This window comes from Lacimicrobium alkaliphilum, assembly GCF_002591895.1.
Classification (GTDB): domain Bacteria; phylum Pseudomonadota; class Gammaproteobacteria; order Enterobacterales; family Alteromonadaceae; genus Lacimicrobium; species Lacimicrobium alkaliphilum.
Genome location: NZ_NISX01000024.1, coordinates 1 through 23,710, shown reverse-complemented (window position 1 = coordinate 23,710; position 23,710 = coordinate 1). Strand labels below are relative to the sequence as shown.

Genomic DNA, 23,710 nt, shown 5'->3' with positions numbered 1-23,710 from the left:
AAAAAGATGAGCCAGTCCTTTGATTTTGGCGAACAGGCACCATTCGTTCCACTGGCGGCGAGGATGCGCCCAACTCACATCGATCACTATATGGGCCAGCAGCATATTCTGGGGCCGGGCAAAGCACTGCGTGTGGCACTGGAGCAGGGCAAGGCCCATTCGATGATCCTGTGGGGCCCGCCTGGCACCGGAAAAACCACTCTTGCAGAGCTTATTGCCCATTATGTTGACGCCCATGTGGAGCGCATCTCTGCGGTGACCTCGGGGATCAAAGATATTCGTCTGGCCATAGAGAGTGCCCGCCATCAGGCCGCTTCACTGGGCAAAAAAACATTGCTCTTTGTGGATGAGGTGCACCGCTTTAATAAAAGCCAGCAGGATGCATTTTTACCTCATATTGAAGATGGCACTGTCATCTTTATCGGAGCCACCACCGAAAACCCTTCGTTTGAGCTTAACAGTGCACTGTTATCTCGTGCCCGTGTGTATGTGCTGAAAAAGCTCACTCATGAAGACCTCGGCGCCATGTTACAACGCGCCCTGGCTAGCGAAGAATTCAGCCAGATTCAGCTGGAGGACGAGGCGGCAGCGCTGTTATGTGAATTGTCAGGCGGTGACGGACGCAGACTATTAAATTATTTAGAACTGGCGGCGGATTTTGCCGAGCAGGGGCAGATCAACACCGAGGCCATCAAAGAAGCGGTCGGCGGCAAAGTCATGAGTTTTGATAAGAGCGGCGATCAATTTTATGACATGCTTTCGGCCTTGCATAAGTCCGTCAGAGGCTCCAGCCCGGATGGGGCCCTGTACTGGTATGCAAGAATGCTGGAGGGTGGCTGTGATGCGCTGGTGATTGCCAGGCGCTTGCTGGCCATAGCGTCAGAGGATATTGGTAATGCAGATCCCAGAGCACTGCAGATTTGTTTAGACGGCTGGGATATATACCATCGGGTAGGGCCGGCTGAAGGAGAACGGGCCATCGCACAGGCACTGATATATTGCGCCTGTGCGGCAAAAAGTAATGCTGTATATATGGCTTTCAGTCAGGCCAAAACCGATGCGAAGGAATTACCCGATTATGAGGTACCCCACCATTTACGCAATGCGCCAACAAAATTAATGAAAGAGCAGGGTTTTGGTGAGCAGTATCGATACGCTCATAACGAGCCGGGAGCCTATGCGGCCGGTGAGGCCTATTTGCCCCAGGAAATGCAAGGCAAACGCTACTATCAGCCCAATGAGCGGGGGCTCGAAAAGCGAATTCGAGCCAAGCTGGAGTATTTAACACAACAGGACGAGCAAAGCGATGTTCAGCGCTACAAGTAGTTTGGCATTGTATATGGTGATTGCCCTTGGCGGTGCGATGGGCGCATGTCTTCGTTATTTTATTTCTCAATTAGCATTGCAATGGTTTGGCAAAGGTTTCCCCTTTGGTACACTAGCGGTCAATATTCTGGGCTCCTGCCTATTGGGCGTCGTTTATGGGCTGATTGAAAGTGAGGCCGTGGCCGGGCACCCCTGGCGTACGTTTTTAAGCATAGGCTTTATTGGCGCCCTGACCACGTTTTCCACCTTCTCTCTGGATACCCTGTTGCTGTTGCAGCAAGGGGCCTGGCTGAAGGCTGGGTTGAATATCCTGTTAAACCTGTTTGCCTGTCTGTTGGCGGCCTGGTTAGGAATAAAATTGATGATGATGAAAGGTTAATCACAGAGCATGTTAGATCCTAAATATTTGCGTAGTGACATAGAGCAAACCCGAGAGCGACTGGCAAGCCGCGGCTTTAAGCTGGATACAGAGCAGTTTCAGCAGCTGGAAGAGAAACGTAAAGCCTTGCAGATGCGCACTCAGGATCTGCAAAATGAACGTAATGTGCGTTCAAAAAATATTGGCAAAGCCAAGGCGGCAGGTGAGGATATTGCACCTTTATTGGCTGAAGTGGGCCAGTTAGGTGATGAGCTGGATTCGGCAAAAGGTGAACTGAGTGAGTTACTCGAAGAGATAAATCAATTGTCTCTGACGCTGCCGAACCTGCCCCATGAATCGGTTCCCACCGGAAAAGATGAATCGGAAAATATCGAAATCGAACGTTGGGGTAAGCCCCGCCAGTTTAGTTTTGAGGTGAAAGATCATGTGGATCTGGCGGCTGAGCTGGGCAAAGGGCTGGATTTTGAGACGGCAGTAAAGCTCAGCGGTTCGCGTTTTGTGGTGATGCGCGGCAAAATTGCCCGTCTGCACCGTGCACTGACTCAGTTTATGCTGGATTTGCACACCAATGAACATGAATATCAGGAAGTTTATGTGCCTTATCTGGTGAATGCCGAGAGCCTGACCGGTACCGGACAGTTGCCGAAATTTGGTGAAGATCTTTTTCATACTGGCCCGGCTACGGAAGAAGGGCAGGGATTGTCTCTGATCCCAACGGCTGAAGTTCCTTTGACCAATATGGGACGGGATGAAATATTTCCTGTTGATGCTCTGCCTGTAAGGCTTACCGCACATACGCCCTGTTTTAGGAGCGAGGCGGGCTCTTATGGAAGAGATACTCGTGGTTTGATTCGTCAGCATCAGTTTGACAAAGTAGAGCTGGTGCAAATGGTACACCCACAAAAGTCATTTGAGGCACTTGAAGAGTTAACTGAGCATGCAGAAAAAGTGCTCAGGCTGCTGGGATTACCTTACCGTAAAATGCTGCTTTGTACCGGTGATATGGGCTTTGGTGCCTGTAAAACCTATGACCTGGAAGTGTGGTTACCTGCTCAGGACTGTTATCGCGAAATTTCATCTTGCTCCAATATGCTGGATTTTCAGGCTCGACGTATGCACGCACGCTTCAGAAACCCTGAGACCAACAAGCCCGAATTACTGCATACTTTAAACGGCTCGGGTCTGGCAGTTGGACGTACTCTGGTTGCTATTCTGGAAAACTATCAGCAGGAAGACGGCAGCATTGAGGTACCGGATGTACTGCGTTCCTATATGGGCGGGCTGGAAAAGATCGTCTGAATTCAAAATGAATGTGCAGAGTTGTAAGGATACAAACCTTATATACTCTGCTTTCTTTGCGGCTCAGATTGCTTAAATAAAGAAAGCCGAATTCTTATAGACTCACGGCGATTGCGGGGTGTATAGGGTAATAACGTGTAGCAATGTTGTCTGTATAAATGCCGTTCTGAAGAATTTGTGCTTTAATAACAATAAGTAAGCAGCGTAGCGATAGTAATGAAAGTAACTTCTGATGTGCGGCTTTTAATGAAGCTGCTGTATTACACGACCATGATCATCACCATGGGTCTGGTGTTGTATCTATTCTGGCTGGCTTTTGTGGCGGTGTATAACGGTCTTATTTCCATGTAATAACAATTATCTATGCGGACTGGTACAAGCAAAAGCTTAGAGGCATTTAGCGGGTTTCGGTAATCCAGCGATTTTAGTCGCCTGTTTAGCCGGGCCATCTGGAAACAGTCGGAACAGATAGCGGCTGTTGCCTTTTTCCGGGCCAAACCTAGCAGCCATCGCCTTGACTAAGGCGCGGATCGCCGGGCTGGTATTAAACTCCAGGTAGAATTCGCGCACAAACCAAACCACTTCCCAGTGGCTTTCACTCATTTCAATGCCTTCTTTTTCTGCCAGTACGCAAGCCAGTTCGTCATCCCAGTCCTGATAGTTTTTCAGATATCCTGCTTTATCCAGACTAATGTTCCGATCTTTAAATTGAAGCTGTTGTGTCATTACCAGGTCACCGTCTTGTCATACTTAAGGGTCAGTTCCACAAATTCGGCATAGTCGATAAGGTTAATCTCAGGAGACAGATCAGTTAGGCCCCGGGCCTGTCTGTCTGCTGCCAGAGCGAATATTTTTGCCACAGGCGAGAACATCTGATGCTCGGTATTCATATAGACGCCATTTTGGATCAACAGTAATCCGTCACCCTGACTGATACTGGCAAAGCATTGTCTGAATGTATCTGTGCCCGGGCTCTCGGTGAGGATATGCAGAATCATTAGAAGGTCACTATTTGATCGAAATTATTCAGTAGGGCCCGCCAGTTTTCGGGGGGCTGAAGGTTGGCTTCAATACAAAGGCTCTCACTACTAATTCCCCTTTGAGCGAGACTCTCAGTACATACCACCGGCTGGCTGACATCGTAGAAATCCAGTGCAGCAAAGGTTTTACTGTAATTTTTACGGCCAATCATATCAGTTTGCTGATGTTGTAAAAGCTGATAAACGCCATCGCCGATAAAAAACAGTGTTATTGCCTGGCCAAATGTTCCGGAAACCAGCGCCAGATCCAATGCTTCCTGACCATGAGCCGTGCCATGAGGAGCGTGGCGGCTGATAATGGCGAGAGAGGGGAGGGACATCAGAATTGTACCACTCTGTCTGCGCTGTTCATTAATTCGATAAACTGGCCTAAACCACTGGCCTGAAAGGGCGGTGTGAGGTTATAGCTGACACTATCCTGCTCGTTGGCTTCGGTTTCACTGAGAATACCGCGGCGGGCTGCGGCGGTAACGCACACATGCAACGGAATCCCCTGTGCGGCGAGCTCAAGCCAGGCGGAATAGGGTTGAAACTCATCTGTTGGGACCAACTGAAGCGAGTTGGCATTGTGGGTGCCGGGTCCATAAAAGAATATGCCGCAAAGCTGATGGTTGGCTGCCAGTGCTGCGCGGGCAAAGTTGATTGCCGTGACAACGCCCTGATCATCAACAGGAGAGGAGGTTATTAGTAAAGAAAATCTGGCCATTAGCGCAAAAATAAACGCCCCGCAGGGCGGGGCGTAATCCGATAAAGGTAAATTTAGTCGTCGCCGCCAAAAACACCCAGAAGATGAAGGATAGCAGTGAACAGGTTATAAATGCTCAGATATAAACTTACGGTAGCGCGAATGTAGTTGGTTTCGCCGCCGTTGATGATACGGCTGGTATCAAACAGGATAAAGCCAGACATAATCAGCACAATACCGGCGCTGATGGCCAGGCTCATGGCCGGAATCTGCAGGAAGATGTTTGCTATGGCTGCGACAATAGCAACGATCAGGCCAATCATCAGGAATCCACCCAAAAACGAGAAGTCCTTCTTAGTGGTCAGTGCGTAAGCGGAAAGACCAAAGAATACTAATGCTGTCGCGCCGAACGCCTGGGCAATTAACTGCGGCCCTCCTGCAAAGCCAGCATAATAGTTAAGCGTGTAACCGAGTGAGCCACCAAGCAGACCGGTAAAGGCAAACGTCCAGTAGATTCCCGAGGCTGAATCGGCTTTTTTATGCACTACAAATAGCAGCACAAAGGCACCGATTGTCATGCCGAGGGATGCAATAGGCGATATGTTCATCGCCATCGTGGCTACAGCACATACGGCGCTGAAGGCAAGAGTCATTGCCAGCAAGCTGTAGGTATTACGCAACACTTTGTTGGTCTGCAGCGCAGAAACCTGCGATGAACTGGTATGTAAGGTTCTCTGATCCATTTTCTACTCCGGGTTTAACAGGCTAAATAATTCAACCGTAATCTATGACGTATTTGTATGGCCTTTAGTTCCTTTTTTCAAGCAATTCCGTAACAGGTAACTAAGTTATCCGCCAGATTGCTGAATACTACAGCAATCTGGTTAAAGATACGCCATTCAGCCACGATTAGTTTAATTTAGACTTTACAATAATCATAAAGCTCATTAGCATACGCACCACTTAATGGAGAGTTGGCAGAGCTCGGTTGAATGCACCTGACTTGAAATCAGGCGAAGGGTTAAACCTTCCGGGGGTTCGAATCCCTCACTCTCCGCCATATTAAACGAAAAAGGCCCCGATGTTGTTCATCGGGGCCTTTTTCGTTTAAAGCGGTCGAGTTGAGGACTTGGTTCGAACCCCTCGGTTCGACAAAAATGTAGGGAACATTTTTGGACAGCCGAAGGCTGGTCGCGAAGCGACGAAATACAAGGACGTATTTCGCAATCCCTCACGGTGCATCAGCTAACTCAGGTACGCAGTAGTAGTCTGCCGGTTTTTTCGTTTAAAGCGGTCGAGTTGAGAACTTGGTTCGAACCCCTCGGTTCGACCAGTTTGCCGGGAGCAAACTGGGACAGCCGCAGGCTGGTCGCGAAGCGACGAAATACAGGGAAGTATTTCGCAATCCCTCACGGTTATTCAGCAAACTCAGAAATTCAGCAGTAATCCGCAGGGGCTTTTTTTGCTCGTCTCATCCCTGAGACTCACCTGCTTCGCAGGCCAGCTAAAGCTGTTCTGCATTTTTCCTAAAATGCTTGGTGGGACAGCCGCAGGCTGGCCGCGAAGCGGCGGCGGGCAGGGACAGCCCGGCGCAATCCCTAACGATCTGTCAAACCACTCAGTTATTCCGCAGGCAGTCCTCCGTGCTTTTTAATTGACAACCTCGGTGACCCCGGGAATTCTCATTCACTCCTCGCTCCTCACTCCTTTGCCAAAACAGATGTAACGCTTTGTTACTAAAGCTTCTTTACTCGACCTGTAAAATCAATTTATGCTTGGTAGCAGTTTTTTTAGTTAAGATAAAAGGAGTTATCGATGCTGGCAGCCGCGCAATTTGTCGCTATGTTTTGTGCACTGATGTTCACCGGAGCTGCGGTGTACATCAATCTGGTAGAACATCCCACCCGGTTGAGCTTTTCAAATACCATCGCGTTATCAATCTGGGAATCCAGCTACAAGCGCGCCACACGAATGCAGGCGCCACTGGCGCTGATCAGCGGCTTTTCTGCTGCTGGCGTATGGTGGTTAAGTGGCAGCCTGTTATGGTTGCTGGCCAGCGTATTGATTCTGCTGGTTGTGCCTTTCACCTTCGCTATAATCATGCCCGTTAATACTGAATTACAACGGGCTGATCTTGAGCCTGAATCTGTTCGTGCCCGCAAATTGCTGGAAACCTGGGGGCGATTACATAGTGTTCGTAGTATCCTCGCCATGGTGGCATCCAGTTTGATGCTGACACAATTGGTCAGCGTTTAACTCCGCTGACTAATCAATCTGGAGACATCACTGTCTGATGGTGTAGAAATGTTGAACGTTCTGCTCAGAACGACAAGACCGGGTTTTCTAGTTTTGACTCTTGCCACTGTATTTCTGGCAGTCGCCTGCGCTTACTATCTGCAAGGTGAGGTGGACGGGGGTAGAAGTGCCGAGCTACTGATGTGTGCGCTATTGGCTCATATCAGTGTGAATTGCCTGAATGAATATCAGGACTTTCGTTCGGGCCTGGATTACAAAACGACCAGAACACCGTTCAGCGGAGGAAGTGGCGCATTACCGGAATATTCTCAGGCAGCGCCTGTTGTGCTTGGCGTTGCTATTGTAAGTCTTGTTGGCTGTATAATTCTGGGGCTGCACCTGAGCAGTGGGATGGGTTGGTTTCCCCATGCGTTTGGGATACTGGCCGTTGCCATTGTTTTAACCTATACATCTGTACTCAATAAGAAACCACTGCTGTGTTTAATAGCACCGGGCACAGGTTTTGGTCTGATTATGGTAGCGGGCTCCGTATTTGTACTTACCGGGCGGTTCTCTGCTGTTGTATTTGTCGTTTCTCTGGTTCCGTTTTTTCTTGTTAATAATCTTCTGTTGGTCAATCAGTACCCTGATTGTCAGGCAGATAGTGAATACGGCCGTTGTACATTTCCCAGCACCTATGGCTTTAAAACCAGCAACAGAATTTATGCATTGTTCACAGCTCTTGCTGCAATTGCCCTTTTGATAACGCTGATTCTTGTGACATCTCCTGGTTGGGGATGGGCATTGTTCCTGCCTTTGTTACTTAATATAAAGGTGCTCACAGGACTTTACACGAATAAGCCCCAATCAAAAGGCTTTCAGACCATTATGGCGCTGAATGTAATAGCCAGTATACTGATGCCGGTATTGATGGGGCTATGGCTTATTGGAAACCGGTGGTGACAGATTGCATTGCTTAAACAGCGTCTGCCAGAACTTTATATGCCCGGTCAGACTATGGCGATACTGTTCAAATTCACTTTCTCGCTGATGCAGCCACTCATCCATACCCTTATGCGCCTGCAATAAGGATTGCCATTTTGGCATTAACTGATAGTAAATATCATTGAGCCGGCTTGCCAAAGGCTGGATTTGTTCGATGAAAAACAGACCGAATACGTTGCGCAGGTATTGTATCTGTTGTGGTGCGTTGCCATCGGGGCAATGTATCTGCCGTGCTTTGAGCCATTGAGTCAGACTGCTGAGGTGTGAGTCTAGTAGTCGCGCAGTCCGGAAAACTCTGGCCATCAGCCGTGCTTGTTGTAACTGTTGCAGGTGCTTTTCTAATGCAGAGGGGGCACGCTGCTCGTGGGTTTCGGGGCGCAAGTTCAGAAGGTACTGCAATGACTGGCGGGTTTCACCTAACTGATCAGTTTGTCTGGTGCCGATCCATCCGTTATTTCTGCTCAGGGCATAGCGAATTTCATCACTTTGCAGAACCAACTGCCATTGCTGCTGTAATGCGCTTTGCTTTTGTTGTTGCCACTGCTGTATCTGCTCTCTGAGTGTTTTATCATCAATGAGATTCAGACAAACCTGCATTTCCTGCAATAGCTTAATTTCATAAAGATATCGTTGTGAAGCCGCCTGGATTTTGCCCAGTGCTGTATTGCGTTCAGCAACCAGGCTGTAAAGACGACAATTTCTGAGCTGATAAAAATCTTTCAGGCTGATTTCAACTATGTCTGCGGAAATATTTTCTGTTGGTAGTTCAGGCAAGGGAGTGATGTGAGAAAGTTCAGCCGCAGAGCTGTCCATAACGGTGGCCAGTCGCTGAGCATATTCTGTTGTGATATCGCTAATGTCAGGTTGAAAACTACAACTACACAACAGCAGGCAGATGGGCATTAAAATGTGTCTGGATGGCAACGTCATGCCTTGTCAGTAGTATTGTTCATCATCCGCATTGATACTGAAACTGAGCTTACTGTGCTCTTCGTCCACGTGCATAGTGATACGGATTGGATTACAGCAATTTGTACATTCCTCGTAATAGTCCTGATCTCCCTGACTGTAGTCAAGCAGCACATGCATGCTGTGACCACAATGAGGGCAATCTACATGAACAGTTTTGGCTTTCATTATGTTCTCCTTTATTTTTAAAACGGACCGTTTCCCGAAAGGCTGCGGCCACCGTCTACTTTCAGGATCTGGCCGGTTACGTAGTTCGCGTTGATTAAAAAATTCACCGCTTCGGTAATATCATCGGTGTCACCGAGGCGCTGCATAGGGACTTTTTCCAGTACGTCGTGTTTCTGTTGCTCAGGTACCTCTGAACTTGGCCATAAAATGGCGCCGGGTGCTATAGCATTGACCCTGACATCTGGCGCCAGTTCCACTGCCAGAGATTCTGTCATATTTACCAGAGCCGCCTTTGCCATGCAGTAGACAGTATGTTGCTGCAACGGCCGCATTGCGTGAATGTCCACCATATTAATGATAGTGCCTTGTCGGCGTTTAAGCTCGCCGCTCAGTGCCTGGGACAAGAACAGCGGCGCCATGGCATTGCTTCCCATCAGATTATTCCAGTCCTGCTCTTCAATATGTCCCACAGGGGTAGGATAGAAACCTGAGGCGTTATTGATTAACCCGTCCAGTCTGCCAAATGCAGCCAGTATTTCTGTGGATAACCTGCGTAAATCATCGTGGTTACAGAGATCACCAATGACCAGTGCCACCGAGCCGGCTCTTTGTTCATTGAGTTCATTTTGTAGTGTTCTGGCATCGTCCAGTGAATGCTGACAATGCAGCACTATACGGTAGCCTTGTTGATGCAGGAAACGCGCTATGGCTGCACCAAGGCGTTTAGCACTGCCACTGATGAAGATAACTTTTTGTTGAGTTTGCATAGAGTTCTGCTGGGTACTGTAGCCGGAAATAACCGCACAATATGCAAAGACGCGCAGTTAGTCCATATTGTTGAGCTGGTTCTGGGCGCTGTGAATATACTGCCCACCGAATAAAAGTGCATGATTAAGGTTGTGGTAGAGTTGATACACAGGCTTGCGATACTGGTAATCTTCGCTTAACGGCCAGACTTGTTCATACCCCTGATAAAAAGCCTCCGGGAAACGACCAAAAAACTCGGTCATGGCAATATCGGTCTCACGATCGCCAAAATAGAAGGCCGGATCATAGAGCACAGGCTGGCCTTTCCAGAACCCGGTGTTTCCCTGCCAGAGATCACCATGCAGAGGTGACGCCGGGGGAGTATGACCCGCCAGTAATTGCCTGACCCGGTCGACCACTTTATCCACATCTGATTTGAGAAGGGCTTTTTCGTTAAGTAACTGCAACATATAGCCAATACGCTGTTCAGAGAAGAACTGGCACCATTTCTTTTTCCATCCGTTTGGCTGCGGGGTAGCGCCGATATAGTTATCCTCCTGCCAGCCGTACATTTGTTGGTGATCAGACTGATGCAATCTGGCAAGTTGTTGGCCGAATTGTTGCCACTGCTCCGGGCTGCCCTCCTGCATATGCAGGTATTCCAGCACCAGAAACCCGGACTGGGAAGTTTTCCCGACACATATGACCTTAGGAATTTTAAGCAACTCACTCTGGCGTAGCTTGTTCAGCCCGGCTGCTTCTGTTTCCAGGCGAAGTAACTCAGAGACTTCAGTAACCTTCACGAAGAACCGGCGCTGTCCATCTGTGATACGAAAAGCCCGGGTGTAGAATTGCTCATGTAACTGGCGAATATCATCACAGATAAAATCCTGGCCCAGCTGCTCGCTAATCTGTTCGCTGATAAAATGCCACATAGTAGCTAAATGTCAGGTGAAACCTGTTCTTAGTATGGAACAGATGTTGGGGCTGTGATGAAAATTTTTCTACTCATTTTGTGAGTCTCTTTGTTCAAGCTCCTTAGCAAGGTTAATGAAACTATTATAAGTGCCTGAAACCAATAAAGAACGTGAAAGCCAGTCAGGAACACTTCCGGCAGCGTCACCACTTCCCTGATAGCAAATAAGGGTGTGTGTGTTCTGGGGGAGCAAACGCCATAAGCCACTAACGTTTTTCATTCTGACTCTGTCCGGGGCAGGGGGATGTTGATTGCCTGCATCGGATATTCTGATTTTGACTTCGTTGCTTTGTGGAACACGGACAATATGGGACAACGTGACCATATCACGGTCCTGTACCGGCCATGGTGCATCAAAAACAGTATGGACTAGATCCTGATCGGGTGCAGGTTGTTCCAGTAAGGTGACTTTGCTGGCCTTGTGGATCCAGTCAGGGCTCTTATCAGTATCTCTGAGCAAAGACAAAAAGGCTTCCGGTGAGCTTTCTACCTGGGTAATGGCGAGAATTTCAAAGGTGTTATCCACTTCTCTGACATAGACCTTTACCTGATTGTCAGATTTTCGTATTTGCCATCCTGCATCCGCGGGCAGGCATGAGGCCCGGGTAAAAAGGGCGCAAAAAAGAAGTACTACGAACAGGGGAAATTGCATCTGGGGCGCGAAATCGATATAGTTATGAAGATAGTAGTCTGATAGTAGCAGACACTTAAACTAAATACGCAAAACACCCGCCCGGGTGTTTTTTATTGATTATTAAACAAGTGGCGCTTGGTTTGTGTCACCACTGTTGAGGATGTTACATGCCCCTGATTACGCTCCCCGATGGCAGTCAACGCCAGTTTGAACAATCTGTATCTGTTTTGGATGTGGCCAATGATATCGGCCCGGGTCTGGCTAAGGCCACCATTGCCGGTAAAGTGGATGGGAAACTGGTTGATGCCAGCGATCTGATTCACAATGACGCCAGCTTACAGATTATTACTGCTAAAGATGAAGATGGTCTGGAAATAATTCGCCACTCCTGCGCGCATTTACTCGGGCATGCGATTAAACAGCTATGGCCGGATACACAAATGGCCATCGGTCCGGTTATTGATAATGGCTTCTATTACGATGTGGATCTGGATCACACTCTGAGTCAGGAAGATCTGGATAAACTCGAGAAACGCATGCTGGAATTGGCGAAGACGCAGTATGACGTCATTAAGAAAGTCGTCAGCTGGCAGCAGGCCAGAGATACTTTTGAACAGCGCGGCGAACCCTATAAGATTCAGATCCTGGATGAGAATATCAGTCAGGACGATCAGCCAGGGTTGTATCATCACGAGGAATACATCGATATGTGCCGGGGCCCCCATGTGCCCAGCATGAGATTCTGTCAGCATTTTAAGTTAATGAAAGTGGCCGGTGCCTACTGGCGTGGTGACAGCGATAACAAAATGCTGCAGCGCGTATATGGCACTGCCTGGGCAGACAAGAAACAACTCAAAGCTTATTTACAGCGCCTCGAAGAAGCAGAAAAGCGCGATCACCGCAAAATCGGTAAGGCGCTGGATCTGTTTCATTGGCAGGAAGAAGCCCCGGGTATGGTGTTCTGGCATAACGATGGCTGGACCATTTATACCCAACTGGAAAAGTATGTGCGCGAGAAACTGCGTGAATACGACTACGATGAGGTGAAAGGACCATTAATGATGGACCGGAGCCTGTGGGAAAAATCCGGTCACTGGGATAAATACGCGGAAAACATGTTCACCACAGAGTCAGAAAAGCGTGAATATGCCATCAAGCCGATGAATTGCCCCGGTCATGTACAGATCTTTAACCAGGGCCTGAAGTCTTATCGCGATTTGCCACTGCGAATGGCGGAGTTTGGCTGCTGTCATCGTAATGAGCCTTCCGGCGCGTTGCATGGACTGATGCGGGTACGAGGCTTTACCCAGGATGATGCGCATATTTTCTGTACTGAAGAACAGATTCTGGATGAAGTCGGCGGCTGTATCGATATGATTTACGATACGTACAAGACGTTCGGTTTTGAGAAAATTGTCGTTAAGCTTTCTACGCGGCCGGAAAAACGCGTCGGCTCAGATGAAGCCTGGGATAAATCAGAAAAAGCGTTGGCTGAGGCTTTGCAGGATAAAGGTATTGAATTCCATTATCTGCCCGGAGAAGGGGCGTTTTACGGTCCTAAAATTGAGTTCACCCTGCATGACTGTCTGGATCGTGCCTGGCAGTGCGGCACTATTCAGCTGGATTTCTCTATGCCCGGTCGTCTCGGCAGTACTTATGTCGCGGAAGATGGAGAGCGTAAGGTGCCGGTAATGATTCACCGTGCGATATTAGGGTCACTGGAGCGTTTTATCGGTATACTGACCGAAGAATACTCAGGGCTGTTTCCATTATGGCTGGCTCCGACCCAGGCGGTGGTACTCAATATTACCGACAATCAGGGCGAATATTCACGTAATGTGGTGAAAAAGTTACAACAATCGGGACTTAGAGCAAAGTCTGACTTGAGAAATGAGAAGATAGGCTTTAAAATCCGCGAGCATACTTTACGGCGAGTTCCCTATATGCTGGTTGTCGGTGATAAAGAAATGGAAGCTGGCGAGGTAGCAGTAAGGACACGCAAAGGTGAAGACCTGGGTAAATTCAGTGTTGAAGACTTTATAAAGCTTGCAGCACAACAGGTCGATAGCAAACTAATTGATTAATTTCGTGGAGGAATAGCACATTAAAGGCGCTAACAATCGGGGTCAAGATTCGGCAAAAGCCCGCATTAACGAAGAAATAAAGCTAAAAGAAGTTCGTTTGATCGGTATGGATGGTGATCAGTTAGGGATTGTATCTCTGACTGAAGCATTGGAAAAAGCAGCTGAAGTAGAGCTGGACTTGGTTGAAATTAGCCCCAATGCGGAGCCGCCAGTCTGTAAGATCATGGACTACGGCAAATTCCTTTTCGAAAAGAGTAAGGCTCAGAAAGAGCAGAAGAAAAAGACAAAGCAAATTCAGGTCAAGGAGGTGAAATTCCGCCCTGGCACTGATGAAGGCGATTACCAGGTCAAACTGCGCAACCTGCGTCGCTTTCTGGAAGGGGGTGATAAAACCAAAGTCACGATCCGCTTCCGCGGTCGTGAAATGGCACACCAGGAGATCGGCATTGATCTTCTCAACCGGATTAAAACCGAGTTGGAAGAACTGGCCACCTGCGAGTCTTTCCCCAGAAGGGTGGAAGGCAGACAGATGATCATGGTGCTGGCCCCCATTAAGAAGTAGTAAAGGCCTACAAGAGTTTCAGTGACTGCGCACTGAAAACGCCTTGCTGCTGGTTTTTAACATTAACAATGCGGAGTTTTAGCAATGTCTAAAATGAAGAGTAACAGAGGTGCTGCGAAGCGATTCAAAAAATCAGCTTCTGGTCGCTTTAAAACAAAGCAGTCTCACTTGCGTCACATTCTGACCAAGAAGAGCTCTAAGCGTAAACGTCACTTACGTGGCAAGAAACTGGCCCATGATTCGGATACTGCGTTAATCCAACGCATGTTGCCGTACGCTTAAGCTTAGGAGACTGAATAATGGCAAGAGTAAAACGTGGTGTTATTGCACGTGCCCGTCATAAAAAGGTACTGAAGCAAGCCAAAGGTTATTATGGAGCCCGCTCACGGGTGTATCGCGTTGCTGTACAGGCGGTTACCAAAGCTGGCCAGTACGCATACCGTGACCGTCGTAATAAGAAACGTCAATTCCGCCAACTGTGGATTGCACGTATCAATGCGGCATCCCGTCAGAATGGTTTGTCATACAGCCGTTTCATTAACGGTTTGAAAAAAGCATCTGTCGAAATTGATCGTAAGATCCTGGCTGACATCGCTGTACATGACAAGGCAGCATTTGGCGCTCTGGTAGAAACTGCCAAGGGTGCATTGGCTTAATAATTAACTATTAAGCTTAAGTTCTTTCTTAGGAAACGGGGAGCAGGATGCTCCCCGTTTTCTTTTCTGAATACAAAACGAAATAAATTCACTCCCGCCACCCTCCATTGCCAGAGCAAACAATGGTTCCATAAGTGCGAAATAGTGTCTTTAAGCTGGTGAAAAACCGGCATTTTCGTGTAGAATTCCTTTTTTATTTTTTATCCTTCGTGACCCTCTCACGATTGGCAATGTTGCGGAGTAGACATGGATCTTGAAGCCATAAGCAAAGAGGCCGAAGCGCAGATCAGCGATGCGGCCGATCTTAATGTATTGGATAAAGTCAGAGTCGAGTATCTCGGCAAAAAAGGTCGTTTAACTGAGTTACTCAAGGGGCTGGGTAAACTTTCTGCTGAAGAGCGCCCGGCCGCGGGCGAGCAAATCAATAAGGCCAAACAACAGATTCAGGCAATGATTAATCAGCGTGGCGAGCTGTTGCGCCGACAGGAGCTCGATGCCAGACTGGCTGAAGAGAAAATAGATGTTACGCTGCCAGGCAGGAACAGACAGCCCGGTGGCCTGCATCCGGTCAGCCGCACTATTGCACGGATTGAAGCGTTTTTCGGTGAGTTGGGCTTTGCGGTTAAATCAGGCCCGGAAATTGAAGACGGTTTTCATAACTTTGATGCGTTAAATATCCCGGCCAATCATCCGGCCCGGGCAGACCATGATACCTTTTACTTTAATCCCGATCTGATGCTGCGTACCCAGACCTCAGGGGTACAGATTCGGACCATGGAAACGGAAAAGCCACCGCTTCGAATCATTTCCCCTGGTCGCGTATACCGTAATGATTACGATCAGACCCACACGCCGATGTTTCACCAGGTCGAGGGGCTGATGGTAGATGAGAACGTCAGCTTTGCAGAACTTAAGGGTATTTTGCACGATTTTCTTAACCATTTTTTCGAACAGGATATGCAGGTACGTTTTCGCCCGTCCTATTTTCCTTTCACAGAGCCTTCTGCTGAAGTTGACGTAATGGGGCAGAATGGCAAGTGGCTCGAAGTGCTCGGTTGCGGCATGGTGCATCCTAATGTACTCAAAGCGGTGAACATCGATCCCGAGAAATATACTGGTTTTGCCTTTGGAATGGGTGTTGAGCGTCTGACTATGCTGCGTTACCAGGTTAATGATTTGCGGGCCTTCTTCGAAAACGATCTGCGCTTTTTGAAACAGTTTAATTAGGATTCGGTGAATGAAATTCAGTGAAAAGTGGTTAAGAGAGTGGGTTAACCCGAATATCTCCAGTGATGAACTGGCTGAGCAGCTTTCTATGGCAGGATTAGAAGTGGATGGTGTTGAGCCAGTCGCTGCCGCCTTTTCTGGTGTTGTTGTAGGTGAAGTTGTTGAATGCGGCCCACACCCTGATGCGGACAAACTTCAGATTACTAAAGTGGATGCAGGGCAGGGTGAACTGCTGGATATCGTCTGTGGTGCGCCCAATTGTCGTCAGGGTCTGAAAGTTGCGGTTGCTGTGGTCGGCGCAGTATTGCCCGGTGACTTTAAAATTAAGAAGGCCAAACTTCGTGGGCAGCCGTCAAACGGTATGCTCTGCTCCTGGTCTGAACTTGGTCTTTCAGATGATCACGATGGTATTCTGGAACTGCCTGGGGAAACCCCGGTAGGGGCAGATTTCCGGGAATTGTTGCAGCTGGATGATGTCAGCATCGAAGTCGATCTTACCCCTAACCGGGCGGATTGTCTGGGGATTAAAGGCCTGGCCAGAGAGGTGGGGGTACTGACTCAGTCTGATGTGAATGAACCGGTGATAGAGCCTGTCACACAAGCCAGCGATGCCAGACGTAATATTTCCCTGCAGGCGCCCTCAGCCTGCCCGCGTTATCTGGGCCGGGTTATTGAAAATATAAATATGGACGCCGTCACACCATTATGGATGAAGGAAAGGCTGCGCCGCAGTGGTATTCGCAGTATCGATCCGGTTGTGGATGTGACCAACTATGTGTTGCTGGAGCTCGGTCATCCTATGCATGCCTTCGATAACGATGTGCTTGAGGGTGACATTCTGGTGAGAATGGCAAAACCGGAGGAAAAACTGGTATTGCTTGATGGTGAGGAAGTCGAGCTGAATACGGATACTCTGGTGATCGCCGATAAGAAAAAGCCTCTGGCCATGGCCGGCGTATTTGGTGGGAAAGCTTCCGGCGTGACTGATAGCAGCCGTAATATCTTTCTTGAGAGTGCGTTTTTTGCACCTGATGCCATTATGGGGCGAGCGCGTCAGTATGGTCTGCACACCGATGCATCTCATCGTTATGAAAGAGGCGTTGACCCGCAGCTACAGCGCGATGCCATGGAAAGAGCAACGGCATTACTGGTGGAGGTTGTCGGCGGTAAACCCGGTCCGTTAGTTGAGGCAAAAAGTGAAGCCGATGTGCCGGTGGCGGCAAACGTGGAATTACGCAGAACGCGACTCGACAGAATCATCGGTCTGCATATTGATGCTGACAGAGTTACCGATATTCTCAAACGCCTGGGTTTTGCCGTCAGCTACACTGAAAGTGAACAATGTTGGAAGGTGAGTGTTCCTTCATATCGTTTTGATATCAGTATCGAAGAAGACCTGATCGAGGAAGTGGCGCGAGTCTTTGGGTATCATAACGTACCGGAAGTCGCCCCGGTTGCAAATCTGAGAATGACAGGCCAACCTGAGCAGCAAACGCCGCTGAATCAGATTAAACACCGCCTGATCAGCGCTGGTTTCCAGGAGGCGATTACCTATTCTTTTGTTGACCCCAAAGTGCAGCAGAGTCTGTTCCCAGATTTGGCACCGTTGCAATTGCCACATCCTATTTCTGTTGACATGTCTTCCATGCGTGTAAGCCTGTGGCCTGGATTGTTACAGGCTGTTTCGTACAATCAGAAGCGTCAGCAATCGACACTGGCCCTGTTTGAAACAGGCCTGCGATTTGTACCGGATAGCAATGAGACAGCCGGTGTAAAACAGCAGGCGGTTATCGGTGGGGTTATGGCAGGGTTACGTCAGGCTGAACACTGGGATCTGCAAACCACATCTGTGGACTTTTTCGATCTCAAGGGTGCTGTTGAAAGCGTATTAGCAACGGCTTCGTCGCCGGGTTCTTTTAGCTTTAAAGCAATCAGTCACAGCGCGCTTCACCCTGGCCAGGCTGCAGCCATTTATCGCGACGATCGCCAGATTGGTATTCTGGGTGCGTTGCATCCTCAGTTTGAGAAATCGCTGAAACTCAACGGGCGGGCATTTGTATTTGAAATTGAACTGGATGCATTGTGCCAGCGTCGTCTGCCCCAGGCAGAGGAGATTTCCCGCTATCCGGCAAACCGGCGAGATATCGCGATCGTTGTCGATGAACGGCATGCGCTCGGAGATATACTGAAGTGCATAGAAAATTATGGCGGAAATCAATTAGTTGGCCTAAACTTGTTTGATATCTATAAGGGCAAAGGTATTGCCGAAGGGCACCATAGTCTGGCAATATCAATGACTCTGCAGGACCCGGCAAGAACCCTCGAAGAACAAGAGATTCAAGCTGTGGTTGAACGCGTTCTGGCTGCATTGTCAGAAAAATTCGGTGCATCTCTGAGGGATTGAACTATGGCGCTTACCAAAGCCGATATGGCAGAACATTTGTTTGAAAAGCTGGGCATCAATAAACGTGATGCGAAAGATCTGGTTGAGTCGTTTTTTGAGGAAGTCAGAGAAGCGTTGGAGACCGGAGAACAGGTTAAGCTTTCCGGGTTCGGTAACTTTGATCTGCGGGAAAAAAATGAACGCCCGGGTAGGAATCCAAAAACCGGTGAAGATATTCCCATCAAGGCCCGCCGTGTTGTTACTTTCAGGCCCGGCCAAAAACTGAAAAGCCGGGTGGAAAGTAGTAAGCCGTTGAGCTGATATTAAGAATAACCCCGTACCAATAGAAAACGCACCTGATAAGGTGCGTTTTTTGTTTACCGGTAACCAGTTTGATCCAGAGTTTTATATTATCGTATAAACACAATACATCATTAAGGTGGGCAAATATGTGCCCGACACAAAATCAGGTAGCCTTAGAATTATGACCAATACTGACAGTAAACCGGTAGTCGGCATCAGCAGTTGTGTGCTGGGTGAAAAGGTTCGCTATGACGGTGGGCATAAGCGTTCAGCTTTTGTTACAGACAAGCTCTCAGAATTTATCCGTTTCGCTCCAGCTTGTCCTGAGATGGGAATCGGTATGCCTGTGCCAAGACCGACAATACATATAAGGGAGATTGGACAGCAACAACGCTTAACGGATAGTCGCGATGCACAGGTAGATCATACTGATAAGATGCAGGCTTATTTTTCCGCAAGACTTCCACAGCTAAGCCAGTTGGATGGATATATTCTCGCAGCAAAATCCCCCAGTTGCGGTATGGAAAGAATTAAAGTCTATACACCAGAGGGCGAGTTGCTGCATCGAAAGGGGCAGGGGATTTTCGTTCAGATGCTGAAACAGCAATTCCCGGACTTACCCATGGAAGAAGATGGTCGCCTTAATGATGAAGGTCTCAGGGAGAGTTTTATTACGCGCATATTCGCTTATCATGATTTTCGTCGACAGGTACTGAACACGCTCAGTGTCAGAGCTCTGGTGGATTTTCACAGCCGGAACAAGATGCTGGTGATGGCCTATAGTCCGCAGGCTTATCAGGCATTGGGGCGTCTGGTGGCCGGTGCGAAAGGGCATGAAGAGACCATATCAAAACAATATCTGACTTTAATGATGCGTGCATTGAGTAAGCCCACCAACAGACGCAAACATACTAATGTATTGATGCACCTTCAGGGCTATTTTAAGAAACAGCTGGATAAAGCCGATAAGCAGGAGCTTTGTGAGCAGATAGACAAATACAGGCTTGGCTATGTGCCATTAATGGCGCCGGTCACCCTGCTGCGCCACCATCTGAAAAAGTACCCGAATGATTATCTGCAACAACAGCGCTATTTGCAGCCTTATCCTGAAGCACTGGGGCTAAGAGCTTAGTATGTCAGCATTGGTATGGCTCAGAAGCGATCTGAGAACATTATGGCACTCACCTCTTTCCTATGCTGCAAAGCAGCACGACAATGTCAGCGTGGTGTTTTTCATCACTCCGGAGCAATGGCAGCACTATGGACTGGCCGAAAGTAAGCTGGACCTGTTAATAAGAAGGGTGCTGGAGCTGAGGAATGAACTGAAAGAGAAGGGCATTATACTTAATATTGTAGCTGCGCAGAACTTTGCTGATATTCCCGAAAAGCTGGAAAGTCTGTGTCAGGAATACGATATCCGGCATCTGTACTTTAATGCCGAATATGAACTGGATGAGCGCAACAGAGATAAAGCCGTCAGAGCCATGTTGTCAGAACATGATATTGAATGCGGTGTATTTCATGACACCTGTACCAGCCGTCCGGATAAAATACTAAACCAGAGTTCACAGCCTTATAAGGTGTTTACCCCTTATTTCAGGATCTGGCTAGAGCGGCTTAAGTCTGCAATAGTACCGATTCCCGGTATCGGGCAGGTTAGTAACAGTCAGACTTTTAGCCAAAGCCTCGCGAATGACGCTGATTTGGTCACTGCCTTTTTAACCCATAAATCAGATGGTTGGCCCGCCACCGAAGATGAGATTTTACAACGCCTGGCAGATTTTCTGGACCAGGATGTGACGGAATACGACGCTTTGCGGGATATTCCATCTGAGCCCGGTACCAGTCAGCTTTCTCCCTATTTTTCTATGGGCGTGCTCAGTCCTGTGCAGACCAGCAATGCCCTTGTTAATCGTTTTGGCGATACCTTGTTTTCTGCAGAGGGGGGCGCATACACCTGGCTCAAAGAGCTTGCGTGGCGGGATTTTTATCGTTATGTGATGTATCACTTTCCACATGTTTGCCGGCATCAGTGCTTTTTGACAAAGTACGATAATTTTGCCTGGCAAACAGATAAAGATTTATTTCAGGCGTGGTGCACGGGACACACCGGTTATCCTATTGTCGATGCTGCTATGCGTTGTCTGAATCAGACCGGATGGATGCACAACAGACTGCGGATGGTGGTAGCCAGCTTTCTGACAAAGCATCTGCGGTTACCCTGGCGCTGGGGTGAAGATTACTTTATGAGTAAGCTGATCGATGGAGATTTTGCTTCCAATAACGGTGGCTGGCAATGGAGTGCTTCGGTAGGTACCGACGCAGCTCCTTATTTTCGTATTTTTAATCCGGCTAGCCAGGGTAAACGTTTCGATGAAGAAGGGGAGTTTTTGCTGAAATGGGTGCCGGAGCTGTCCTTTGTGCCAAAAAAATATCTGCATGAACCGCAAAAATGGTCAGGGGCAGATAGCCTGGACTACCCTCAGCCAGTGGTAGAGCACAAGCAGGCAGTCAGTGATACTAAAGCGCAGTTCGCTGATTTTCTGAAAAACTGAACACTGCCGGGATGGCGGAAGTGCAGGTTATACAGGAGCAATTACCTGCCCGTCCTTTTGGATCAGGCGTCCTGCCTCTTGCAGTGTAGAGTCGAATTTATTCGACTTTTTCTATGCCCAATAAATTGGGCACTACATTGCTCCGCAGTTTCCGGACGCGATCAGCCCCTGGTCATCGCCGGAAAAACGTTCCCGACATTTCCGGCATACGACCGCCAAGGATGGCGGAAGTGCAGGTTATGCAGGAGCAATCACCTGCCCGTCCATCCCTGGACATCGCCGGAAAAACGTTCCCGACATTTCCGGCATACCGTCCATCCCTGGACATAAAAAAAGCGGCTGTCAGCCGCTTTTTCTTAAGCACAAAGTCTGTCTTTATCTTGGCAGACGACACTGATGGTCTTTGCCATTCAGTTGCTCTGCCCACATAGCTTTCACGGAGAAGTCAGAGCTCTTGGCTTTTTTGGTTTTCTTGGCTTTTGCCGGTGCAGCCGCTTTTTTTGCTGCAGGCTTAGCTTTCACCGGTTCGGCTTTTTTCTCAGCTGCTTTCTCGGCTTTTTTGGCCGGAGCTTTCTTCGCTCCACCTTTTGACAATGAATCTGCCAACTCGTCGAGTTGAGCCAGGCGCATATTTTTGCCACCATCAACACTGTACCAGCCACCTTTGGCTTCCAGATCAGGGGCTTTACCATTCGCTGCTTTATAAGCGGCGGTGAATTTTTCTATGACTTGCTCTTTATCCAGTTTACTCATAATTAGAGATCTCTTAATACTTTTATCAGTACCTTTATTTTGAGTGATTAAAAACGCAGAATGGGTGTTTATACCCAAGTAACCAGTGGCTCTGAACCTCATACTTTGAGGTCTCTGGAGTATATATACCTTGTTTGCTTTTTAATGTCTAATTTTCACTCTTTACAGGCGGTTCTAACGTGATATTGCGAGATAAACTCACCGAATACCTCAATAAACTGTTCTCACCTGACAGCATTAAGGATTATTGTCCCAATGGACTGCAGGTAGAAGGTAAAACTGAAATCCATAAACTGGTAACCGGAGTCACCGCCAGTCAGGCGCTGATAGACGAAGCAATCACCCGCCAGGCCGACGCAATATTTGTTCACCATGGTTATTTCTGGAAAGGAGAAGAGCAATGTGTCACAGGCATGAAGAAACGTCGATTGGCCAGTTTACTGGCTCATGATATCAATCTGTATGCTTATCACCTGCCGTTGGATATTCATCCGGGGCTGGGTAACAATGCGCAACTCGCCAGAATACTTGATATACAGGTAACCGGGGGGCTGGAAGCCGCTAACCCTAATTCTGTTGCAATGCGTGGGCGTTTTAATGCGCCGGTTACTGTGGCGCAGCTCAGCGAGCGCATCGCACTGCGCTTGTCAAAACAACCATTAGTTGAGGGGAATCAGGACAAACCCATCAACACGGTGGCCTGGTGTACAGGGGGAGGTCAGGGGTTTATTGAGCACGCTGCAGCGCAGGGAATTGACGCCTTTATTACCGGTGAAGTATCCGAGCAAACCATTCACACAGCAAGAGAGATGGGCATCGCCTTTTTTGCTGCGGGGCATCACGCTACCGAACGCTATGGTGCCAAAGCGACAGGGGAACATCTGGCAGGTCAGCTTGATCTGACCGTGGAATTTGTTGATATCGATAACCCGGCATAATTACATGACTAAGCAGTGGCAACAGGATCAGAACTTCGATCAGATAGCAGATAAGTTCGAAAAAAATATCTATGGCACAAGCAAAGGCCGTTTACGCCATGAATTGTTGTCTCATTATCTGCGCCATCATTTGCCTGAGCGGCCTCTTAAGTGCCTTGATGCCGGAGGAGGAACAGGGATGATGGCGAAAGAGATGCTTGATCTGGGGCATAGTGTATTGGTGAATGATATCTCTGATCAGGCGCTGGAACTGGCGCGGGCTAAACTGGCCGGCTTTGCTGATGTGGCGTTTCACTGCGGCCCCCTGCAGAGCCTGGCTGCTGACTGCGAGTTTGATCTGATCCTCTGCCATGCGGTGCTGGAATGGCTTCATGATCCTTTCGACGCATTGAAGCACCTGTTTAGCCGGTTAAAGCCAGGCGGCTATATATCTTTAAGCTTTTTTAACCGTGACGCGCATCGATTCAGTAATTTGTTGTACGGCAATTTCGACTATATCGATAAAGATTTTGTGGTCAGTAACAGGGTCCGCCTTAACCCGAACAATGCCTTGCCGCCGTCACAGGTACTGGATTTTGTAGAGAAGGCGGGGCTGGATATCAGGCACCAGGCGGGAATACGATGTTTTCATGACTATATGCGTGATAAAACAATGCAAAGCAGCCACTATGAGCAAATCAAAGCTAAGGAAATACAGTACGGAACTGTTCACCCTTATCTGTGGCTGGGCCGCTATTTTCATATCATTGCGGTAAAACAAGACGCGAGACTGTAAAAATATCTGTG

The 23,710-nt window shown here is 48.4% G+C and carries 28 protein-coding genes and 1 tRNA gene; 18 read left to right on the top strand and 11 right to left on the bottom strand.

Annotation, left to right across the window (positions count from 1 at the left end; translation table 11 throughout):
• Positions 1–6 precede the first annotated feature (6 nt).
• From CDA54_RS17815 to CDA54_RS19975, 4 genes are all read left to right on the top strand, one after another.
• A complete protein-coding gene (locus CDA54_RS17815) occupies positions 7–1,326 on the top strand; it encodes a replication-associated recombination protein A (protein WP_099036401.1) in 1,320 nt (439 codons plus the stop codon).
• Positions 1,307–1,705 carry a fluoride efflux transporter CrcB gene (gene crcB / locus CDA54_RS17810; RefSeq protein WP_099036400.1) on the top strand — a complete coding sequence of 133 codons (399 nt, stop codon included), beginning with the start codon at positions 1,307–1,309 and terminating at the stop codon, positions 1,703–1,705. Before CDA54_RS17815 ends, crcB begins: the two co-directional genes overlap by 20 nt.
• Before the next feature lie 9 nt (positions 1,706–1,714).
• Positions 1,715–3,004 (top strand): serine--tRNA ligase, encoded by a 1,290-nt coding sequence (gene serS, locus CDA54_RS17805; protein WP_099036399.1) that lies wholly within the window; start codon positions 1,715–1,717, stop codon positions 3,002–3,004.
• 216 nt (positions 3,005–3,220) lie between these two features.
• Positions 3,221–3,355 carry a hypothetical protein gene (locus CDA54_RS19975; RefSeq protein ID WP_268235346.1) on the top strand — a complete coding sequence of 45 codons (135 nt, stop codon included), beginning with the start codon at positions 3,221–3,223 and terminating at the stop codon, positions 3,353–3,355.
• A gap of 36 nt (positions 3,356–3,391) precedes the next feature.
• Here the strand turns inward: CDA54_RS19975 and CDA54_RS17800 are convergent, their stop codons facing one another.
• From CDA54_RS17800 to CDA54_RS17780, 5 genes are read right to left on the bottom strand one after another with little or no spacing between them, the layout of a single operon-like run.
• Positions 3,392–3,730 (bottom strand): TusE/DsrC/DsvC family sulfur relay protein, encoded by a 339-nt coding sequence (locus tag CDA54_RS17800; protein ID WP_099036398.1) that lies wholly within the window; start codon positions 3,728–3,730, stop codon positions 3,392–3,394.
• Positions 3,730–4,002: a sulfurtransferase complex subunit TusB gene (tusB, locus tag CDA54_RS17795; protein ID WP_099036397.1), complete on the bottom strand. Its 273-nt coding sequence runs from the start codon at positions 4,000–4,002 to the stop codon at positions 3,730–3,732. The genes CDA54_RS17800 and tusB overlap by 1 nt, the downstream gene beginning before the upstream one ends.
• A complete protein-coding gene (tusC, locus tag CDA54_RS17790; protein WP_099036396.1) occupies positions 4,002–4,364 on the bottom strand; it encodes a sulfurtransferase complex subunit TusC in 363 nt (120 codons plus the stop codon). The genes tusB and tusC overlap by 1 nt, the downstream gene beginning before the upstream one ends.
• Entirely contained in the window at positions 4,364–4,750 is a 387-nt protein-coding gene (gene tusD, locus CDA54_RS17785) for a sulfurtransferase complex subunit TusD (protein WP_099036395.1), read from the bottom strand. The genes tusC and tusD overlap by 1 nt, the downstream gene beginning before the upstream one ends.
• A gap of 53 nt (positions 4,751–4,803) precedes the next feature.
• A complete protein-coding gene (locus tag CDA54_RS17780) occupies positions 4,804–5,472 on the bottom strand; it encodes a Bax inhibitor-1/YccA family protein (RefSeq protein ID WP_099036394.1) in 669 nt (222 codons plus the stop codon).
• Positions 5,473–5,697: 225 nt separating this feature from the next.
• On the opposite strand from CDA54_RS17780, the gene CDA54_RS17775 reads away from it, so the two are divergent.
• From CDA54_RS17775 to CDA54_RS17765, 3 genes are all read left to right on the top strand, one after another.
• Positions 5,698–5,789, top strand: a tRNA-Ser gene (locus tag CDA54_RS17775).
• 755 nt (positions 5,790–6,544) lie between these two features.
• Positions 6,545–6,985 carry an anthrone oxygenase family protein gene (locus CDA54_RS17770; RefSeq protein WP_099036393.1) on the top strand — a complete coding sequence of 147 codons (441 nt, stop codon included), beginning with the start codon at positions 6,545–6,547 and terminating at the stop codon, positions 6,983–6,985.
• Between the two features lie 48 nt (positions 6,986–7,033).
• Complete coding sequence (locus CDA54_RS17765) at positions 7,034–7,927, top strand: prenyltransferase (RefSeq protein WP_099036392.1); 894 nt, start codon at positions 7,034–7,036, stop codon at positions 7,925–7,927.
• On the opposite strand, the gene CDA54_RS17760 is transcribed toward CDA54_RS17765, so the two are convergent.
• The 5 genes from CDA54_RS17760 to CDA54_RS17740 form a co-directional block, all read right to left on the bottom strand.
• Positions 7,901–8,782 carry a DUF3080 family protein gene (locus CDA54_RS17760; protein WP_180237270.1) on the bottom strand — a complete coding sequence of 294 codons (882 nt, stop codon included), beginning with the start codon at positions 8,780–8,782 and terminating at the stop codon, positions 7,901–7,903. The genes CDA54_RS17765 and CDA54_RS17760 overlap by 27 nt on opposite strands.
• Before the next feature lie 123 nt (positions 8,783–8,905).
• Entirely contained in the window at positions 8,906–9,106 is a 201-nt protein-coding gene (locus tag CDA54_RS17755; protein ID WP_099036390.1) for a CPXCG motif-containing cysteine-rich protein, read from the bottom strand.
• A gap of 17 nt (positions 9,107–9,123) precedes the next feature.
• The gene (locus tag CDA54_RS17750) at positions 9,124–9,873 is read right to left on the bottom strand and encodes a pteridine reductase (protein ID WP_099036389.1); all 750 of its coding nucleotides are present in this window, start codon (positions 9,871–9,873) and stop codon (positions 9,124–9,126) included.
• Positions 9,874–9,930: 57 nt separating this feature from the next.
• Positions 9,931–10,788, bottom strand: a complete 858-nt coding sequence (locus tag CDA54_RS17745) for a fructosamine kinase family protein (RefSeq protein ID WP_099036388.1) — start codon at positions 10,786–10,788, stop codon at positions 9,931–9,933.
• A 69-nt stretch (positions 10,789–10,857) separates the two neighbouring features.
• The gene (locus CDA54_RS17740) at positions 10,858–11,481 is read right to left on the bottom strand and encodes an START domain-containing protein (RefSeq protein ID WP_099036387.1); all 624 of its coding nucleotides are present in this window, start codon (positions 11,479–11,481) and stop codon (positions 10,858–10,860) included.
• 149 nt (positions 11,482–11,630) lie between these two features.
• Here CDA54_RS17740 and thrS point away from each other — a divergent pair, with 149 nt between their 5' ends.
• From thrS to phrB, 9 genes are all read left to right on the top strand, one after another.
• Positions 11,631–13,547: a threonine--tRNA ligase gene (thrS, locus tag CDA54_RS17735; RefSeq protein WP_099036386.1), complete on the top strand. Its 1,917-nt coding sequence runs from the start codon at positions 11,631–11,633 to the stop codon at positions 13,545–13,547.
• 19 nt (positions 13,548–13,566) lie between these two features.
• A complete protein-coding gene (gene infC / locus CDA54_RS17730; protein WP_099036385.1) occupies positions 13,567–14,109 on the top strand; it encodes a translation initiation factor IF-3 in 543 nt (180 codons plus the stop codon).
• An 84-nt stretch (positions 14,110–14,193) separates the two neighbouring features.
• Entirely contained in the window at positions 14,194–14,391 is a 198-nt protein-coding gene (rpmI, locus tag CDA54_RS17725; RefSeq protein WP_099036384.1) for a 50S ribosomal protein L35, read from the top strand.
• Between the two features lie 17 nt (positions 14,392–14,408).
• The gene (gene rplT / locus CDA54_RS17720) at positions 14,409–14,765 is read left to right on the top strand and encodes a 50S ribosomal protein L20 (RefSeq protein WP_099036383.1); all 357 of its coding nucleotides are present in this window, start codon (positions 14,409–14,411) and stop codon (positions 14,763–14,765) included.
• A 246-nt stretch (positions 14,766–15,011) separates the two neighbouring features.
• Positions 15,012–15,992: a phenylalanine--tRNA ligase subunit alpha gene (gene pheS / locus CDA54_RS17715; protein WP_099036382.1), complete on the top strand. Its 981-nt coding sequence runs from the start codon at positions 15,012–15,014 to the stop codon at positions 15,990–15,992.
• A gap of 10 nt (positions 15,993–16,002) precedes the next feature.
• Positions 16,003–18,396, top strand: a complete 2,394-nt coding sequence (gene pheT, locus CDA54_RS17710; RefSeq protein ID WP_099036381.1) for a phenylalanine--tRNA ligase subunit beta — start codon at positions 16,003–16,005, stop codon at positions 18,394–18,396.
• A gap of 3 nt (positions 18,397–18,399) precedes the next feature.
• Positions 18,400–18,696 carry an integration host factor subunit alpha gene (locus CDA54_RS17705; RefSeq protein WP_099036380.1) on the top strand — a complete coding sequence of 99 codons (297 nt, stop codon included), beginning with the start codon at positions 18,400–18,402 and terminating at the stop codon, positions 18,694–18,696.
• 163 nt (positions 18,697–18,859) lie between these two features.
• Complete coding sequence (locus CDA54_RS17700; RefSeq protein WP_099036379.1) at positions 18,860–19,810, top strand: YbgA family protein; 951 nt, start codon at positions 18,860–18,862, stop codon at positions 19,808–19,810.
• A 1-nt stretch (position 19,811) separates the two neighbouring features.
• Complete coding sequence (gene phrB, locus CDA54_RS17695; protein WP_099036378.1) at positions 19,812–21,233, top strand: deoxyribodipyrimidine photo-lyase; 1,422 nt, start codon at positions 19,812–19,814, stop codon at positions 21,231–21,233.
• 375 nt (positions 21,234–21,608) lie between these two features.
• Here phrB and CDA54_RS17690 read toward each other — a convergent pair whose 3' ends face one another.
• On the bottom strand, positions 21,609–21,986 hold the full coding sequence (locus tag CDA54_RS17690; RefSeq protein WP_099036434.1) for a hypothetical protein: 378 nt from the start codon (positions 21,984–21,986) through the stop codon (positions 21,609–21,611).
• Positions 21,987–22,168: 182 nt separating this feature from the next.
• Between CDA54_RS17690 and CDA54_RS17685 the strand changes: the two genes are divergently transcribed.
• Positions 22,169–22,924, top strand: coding sequence for a Nif3-like dinuclear metal center hexameric protein (locus CDA54_RS17685; RefSeq protein ID WP_099036433.1), 756 nt, complete (start codon positions 22,169–22,171; stop codon positions 22,922–22,924).
• A gap of 4 nt (positions 22,925–22,928) precedes the next feature.
• Entirely contained in the window at positions 22,929–23,699 is a 771-nt protein-coding gene (locus CDA54_RS17680) for a methyltransferase domain-containing protein (RefSeq protein WP_099036377.1), read from the top strand.
• Positions 23,700–23,710 lie beyond the last annotated feature (11 nt).

What these genes read in the sequence shown, in the direction of transcription:
- CDA54_RS17705 (WP_099036380.1), top strand. Translation starts at nt 18,400, where the DNA reads ATGGCGCTTACCAAAGCCGATATGGCAGAACATTTGTTTGAAAAGCTG.
- CDA54_RS17815 (WP_099036401.1), top strand. Translation starts at nt 7, where the DNA reads ATGAGCCAGTCCTTTGATTTTGGCGAACAGGCACCATTCGTTCCACTG.
- pheS (WP_099036382.1), top strand. Translation starts at nt 15,012, where the DNA reads ATGGATCTTGAAGCCATAAGCAAAGAGGCCGAAGCGCAGATCAGCGAT.
- CDA54_RS19975 (WP_268235346.1), top strand. Translation starts at nt 3,221, where the DNA reads ATGAAAGTAACTTCTGATGTGCGGCTTTTAATGAAGCTGCTGTATTAC.
- CDA54_RS17755 (WP_099036390.1), bottom strand. Translation starts at nt 9,106, where the DNA reads ATGAAAGCCAAAACTGTTCATGTAGATTGCCCTCATTGTGGTCACAGC.
- CDA54_RS17680 (WP_099036377.1), top strand. Translation starts at nt 22,929, where the DNA reads ATGACTAAGCAGTGGCAACAGGATCAGAACTTCGATCAGATAGCAGAT.
- rplT (WP_099036383.1), top strand. Translation starts at nt 14,409, where the DNA reads ATGGCAAGAGTAAAACGTGGTGTTATTGCACGTGCCCGTCATAAAAAG.
- CDA54_RS17765 (WP_099036392.1), top strand. Translation starts at nt 7,034, where the DNA reads ATGTTGAACGTTCTGCTCAGAACGACAAGACCGGGTTTTCTAGTTTTG.
- tusC (WP_099036396.1), bottom strand. Translation starts at nt 4,364, where the DNA reads ATGTCCCTCCCCTCTCTCGCCATTATCAGCCGCCACGCTCCTCATGGC.
- tusD (WP_099036395.1), bottom strand. Translation starts at nt 4,750, where the DNA reads ATGGCCAGATTTTCTTTACTAATAACCTCCTCTCCTGTTGATGATCAG.
- CDA54_RS17760 (WP_180237270.1), bottom strand. Translation starts at nt 8,782, where the DNA reads ATGGACAGCTCTGCGGCTGAACTTTCTCACATCACTCCCTTGCCTGAA.
- CDA54_RS17750 (WP_099036389.1), bottom strand. Translation starts at nt 9,873, where the DNA reads ATGCAAACTCAACAAAAAGTTATCTTCATCAGTGGCAGTGCTAAACGC.
- CDA54_RS17700 (WP_099036379.1), top strand. Translation starts at nt 18,860, where the DNA reads ATGACCAATACTGACAGTAAACCGGTAGTCGGCATCAGCAGTTGTGTG.
- CDA54_RS17800 (WP_099036398.1), bottom strand. Translation starts at nt 3,730, where the DNA reads ATGACACAACAGCTTCAATTTAAAGATCGGAACATTAGTCTGGATAAA.
- pheT (WP_099036381.1), top strand. Translation starts at nt 16,003, where the DNA reads ATGAAATTCAGTGAAAAGTGGTTAAGAGAGTGGGTTAACCCGAATATC.
- crcB (WP_099036400.1), top strand. Translation starts at nt 1,307, where the DNA reads ATGTTCAGCGCTACAAGTAGTTTGGCATTGTATATGGTGATTGCCCTT.
- tusB (WP_099036397.1), bottom strand. Translation starts at nt 4,002, where the DNA reads ATGATTCTGCATATCCTCACCGAGAGCCCGGGCACAGATACATTCAGA.
- thrS (WP_099036386.1), top strand. Translation starts at nt 11,631, where the DNA reads ATGCCCCTGATTACGCTCCCCGATGGCAGTCAACGCCAGTTTGAACAA.
- serS (WP_099036399.1), top strand. Translation starts at nt 1,715, where the DNA reads ATGTTAGATCCTAAATATTTGCGTAGTGACATAGAGCAAACCCGAGAG.
- CDA54_RS17690 (WP_099036434.1), bottom strand. Translation starts at nt 21,986, where the DNA reads ATGAGTAAACTGGATAAAGAGCAAGTCATAGAAAAATTCACCGCCGCT.
- rpmI (WP_099036384.1), top strand. Translation starts at nt 14,194, where the DNA reads ATGTCTAAAATGAAGAGTAACAGAGGTGCTGCGAAGCGATTCAAAAAA.
- CDA54_RS17770 (WP_099036393.1), top strand. Translation starts at nt 6,545, where the DNA reads ATGCTGGCAGCCGCGCAATTTGTCGCTATGTTTTGTGCACTGATGTTC.
- CDA54_RS17780 (WP_099036394.1), bottom strand. Translation starts at nt 5,472, where the DNA reads ATGGATCAGAGAACCTTACATACCAGTTCATCGCAGGTTTCTGCGCTG.
- phrB (WP_099036378.1), top strand. Translation starts at nt 19,812, where the DNA reads ATGTCAGCATTGGTATGGCTCAGAAGCGATCTGAGAACATTATGGCAC.
- CDA54_RS17745 (WP_099036388.1), bottom strand. Translation starts at nt 10,788, where the DNA reads ATGTGGCATTTTATCAGCGAACAGATTAGCGAGCAGCTGGGCCAGGAT.
- CDA54_RS17740 (WP_099036387.1), bottom strand. Translation starts at nt 11,481, where the DNA reads ATGCAATTTCCCCTGTTCGTAGTACTTCTTTTTTGCGCCCTTTTTACC.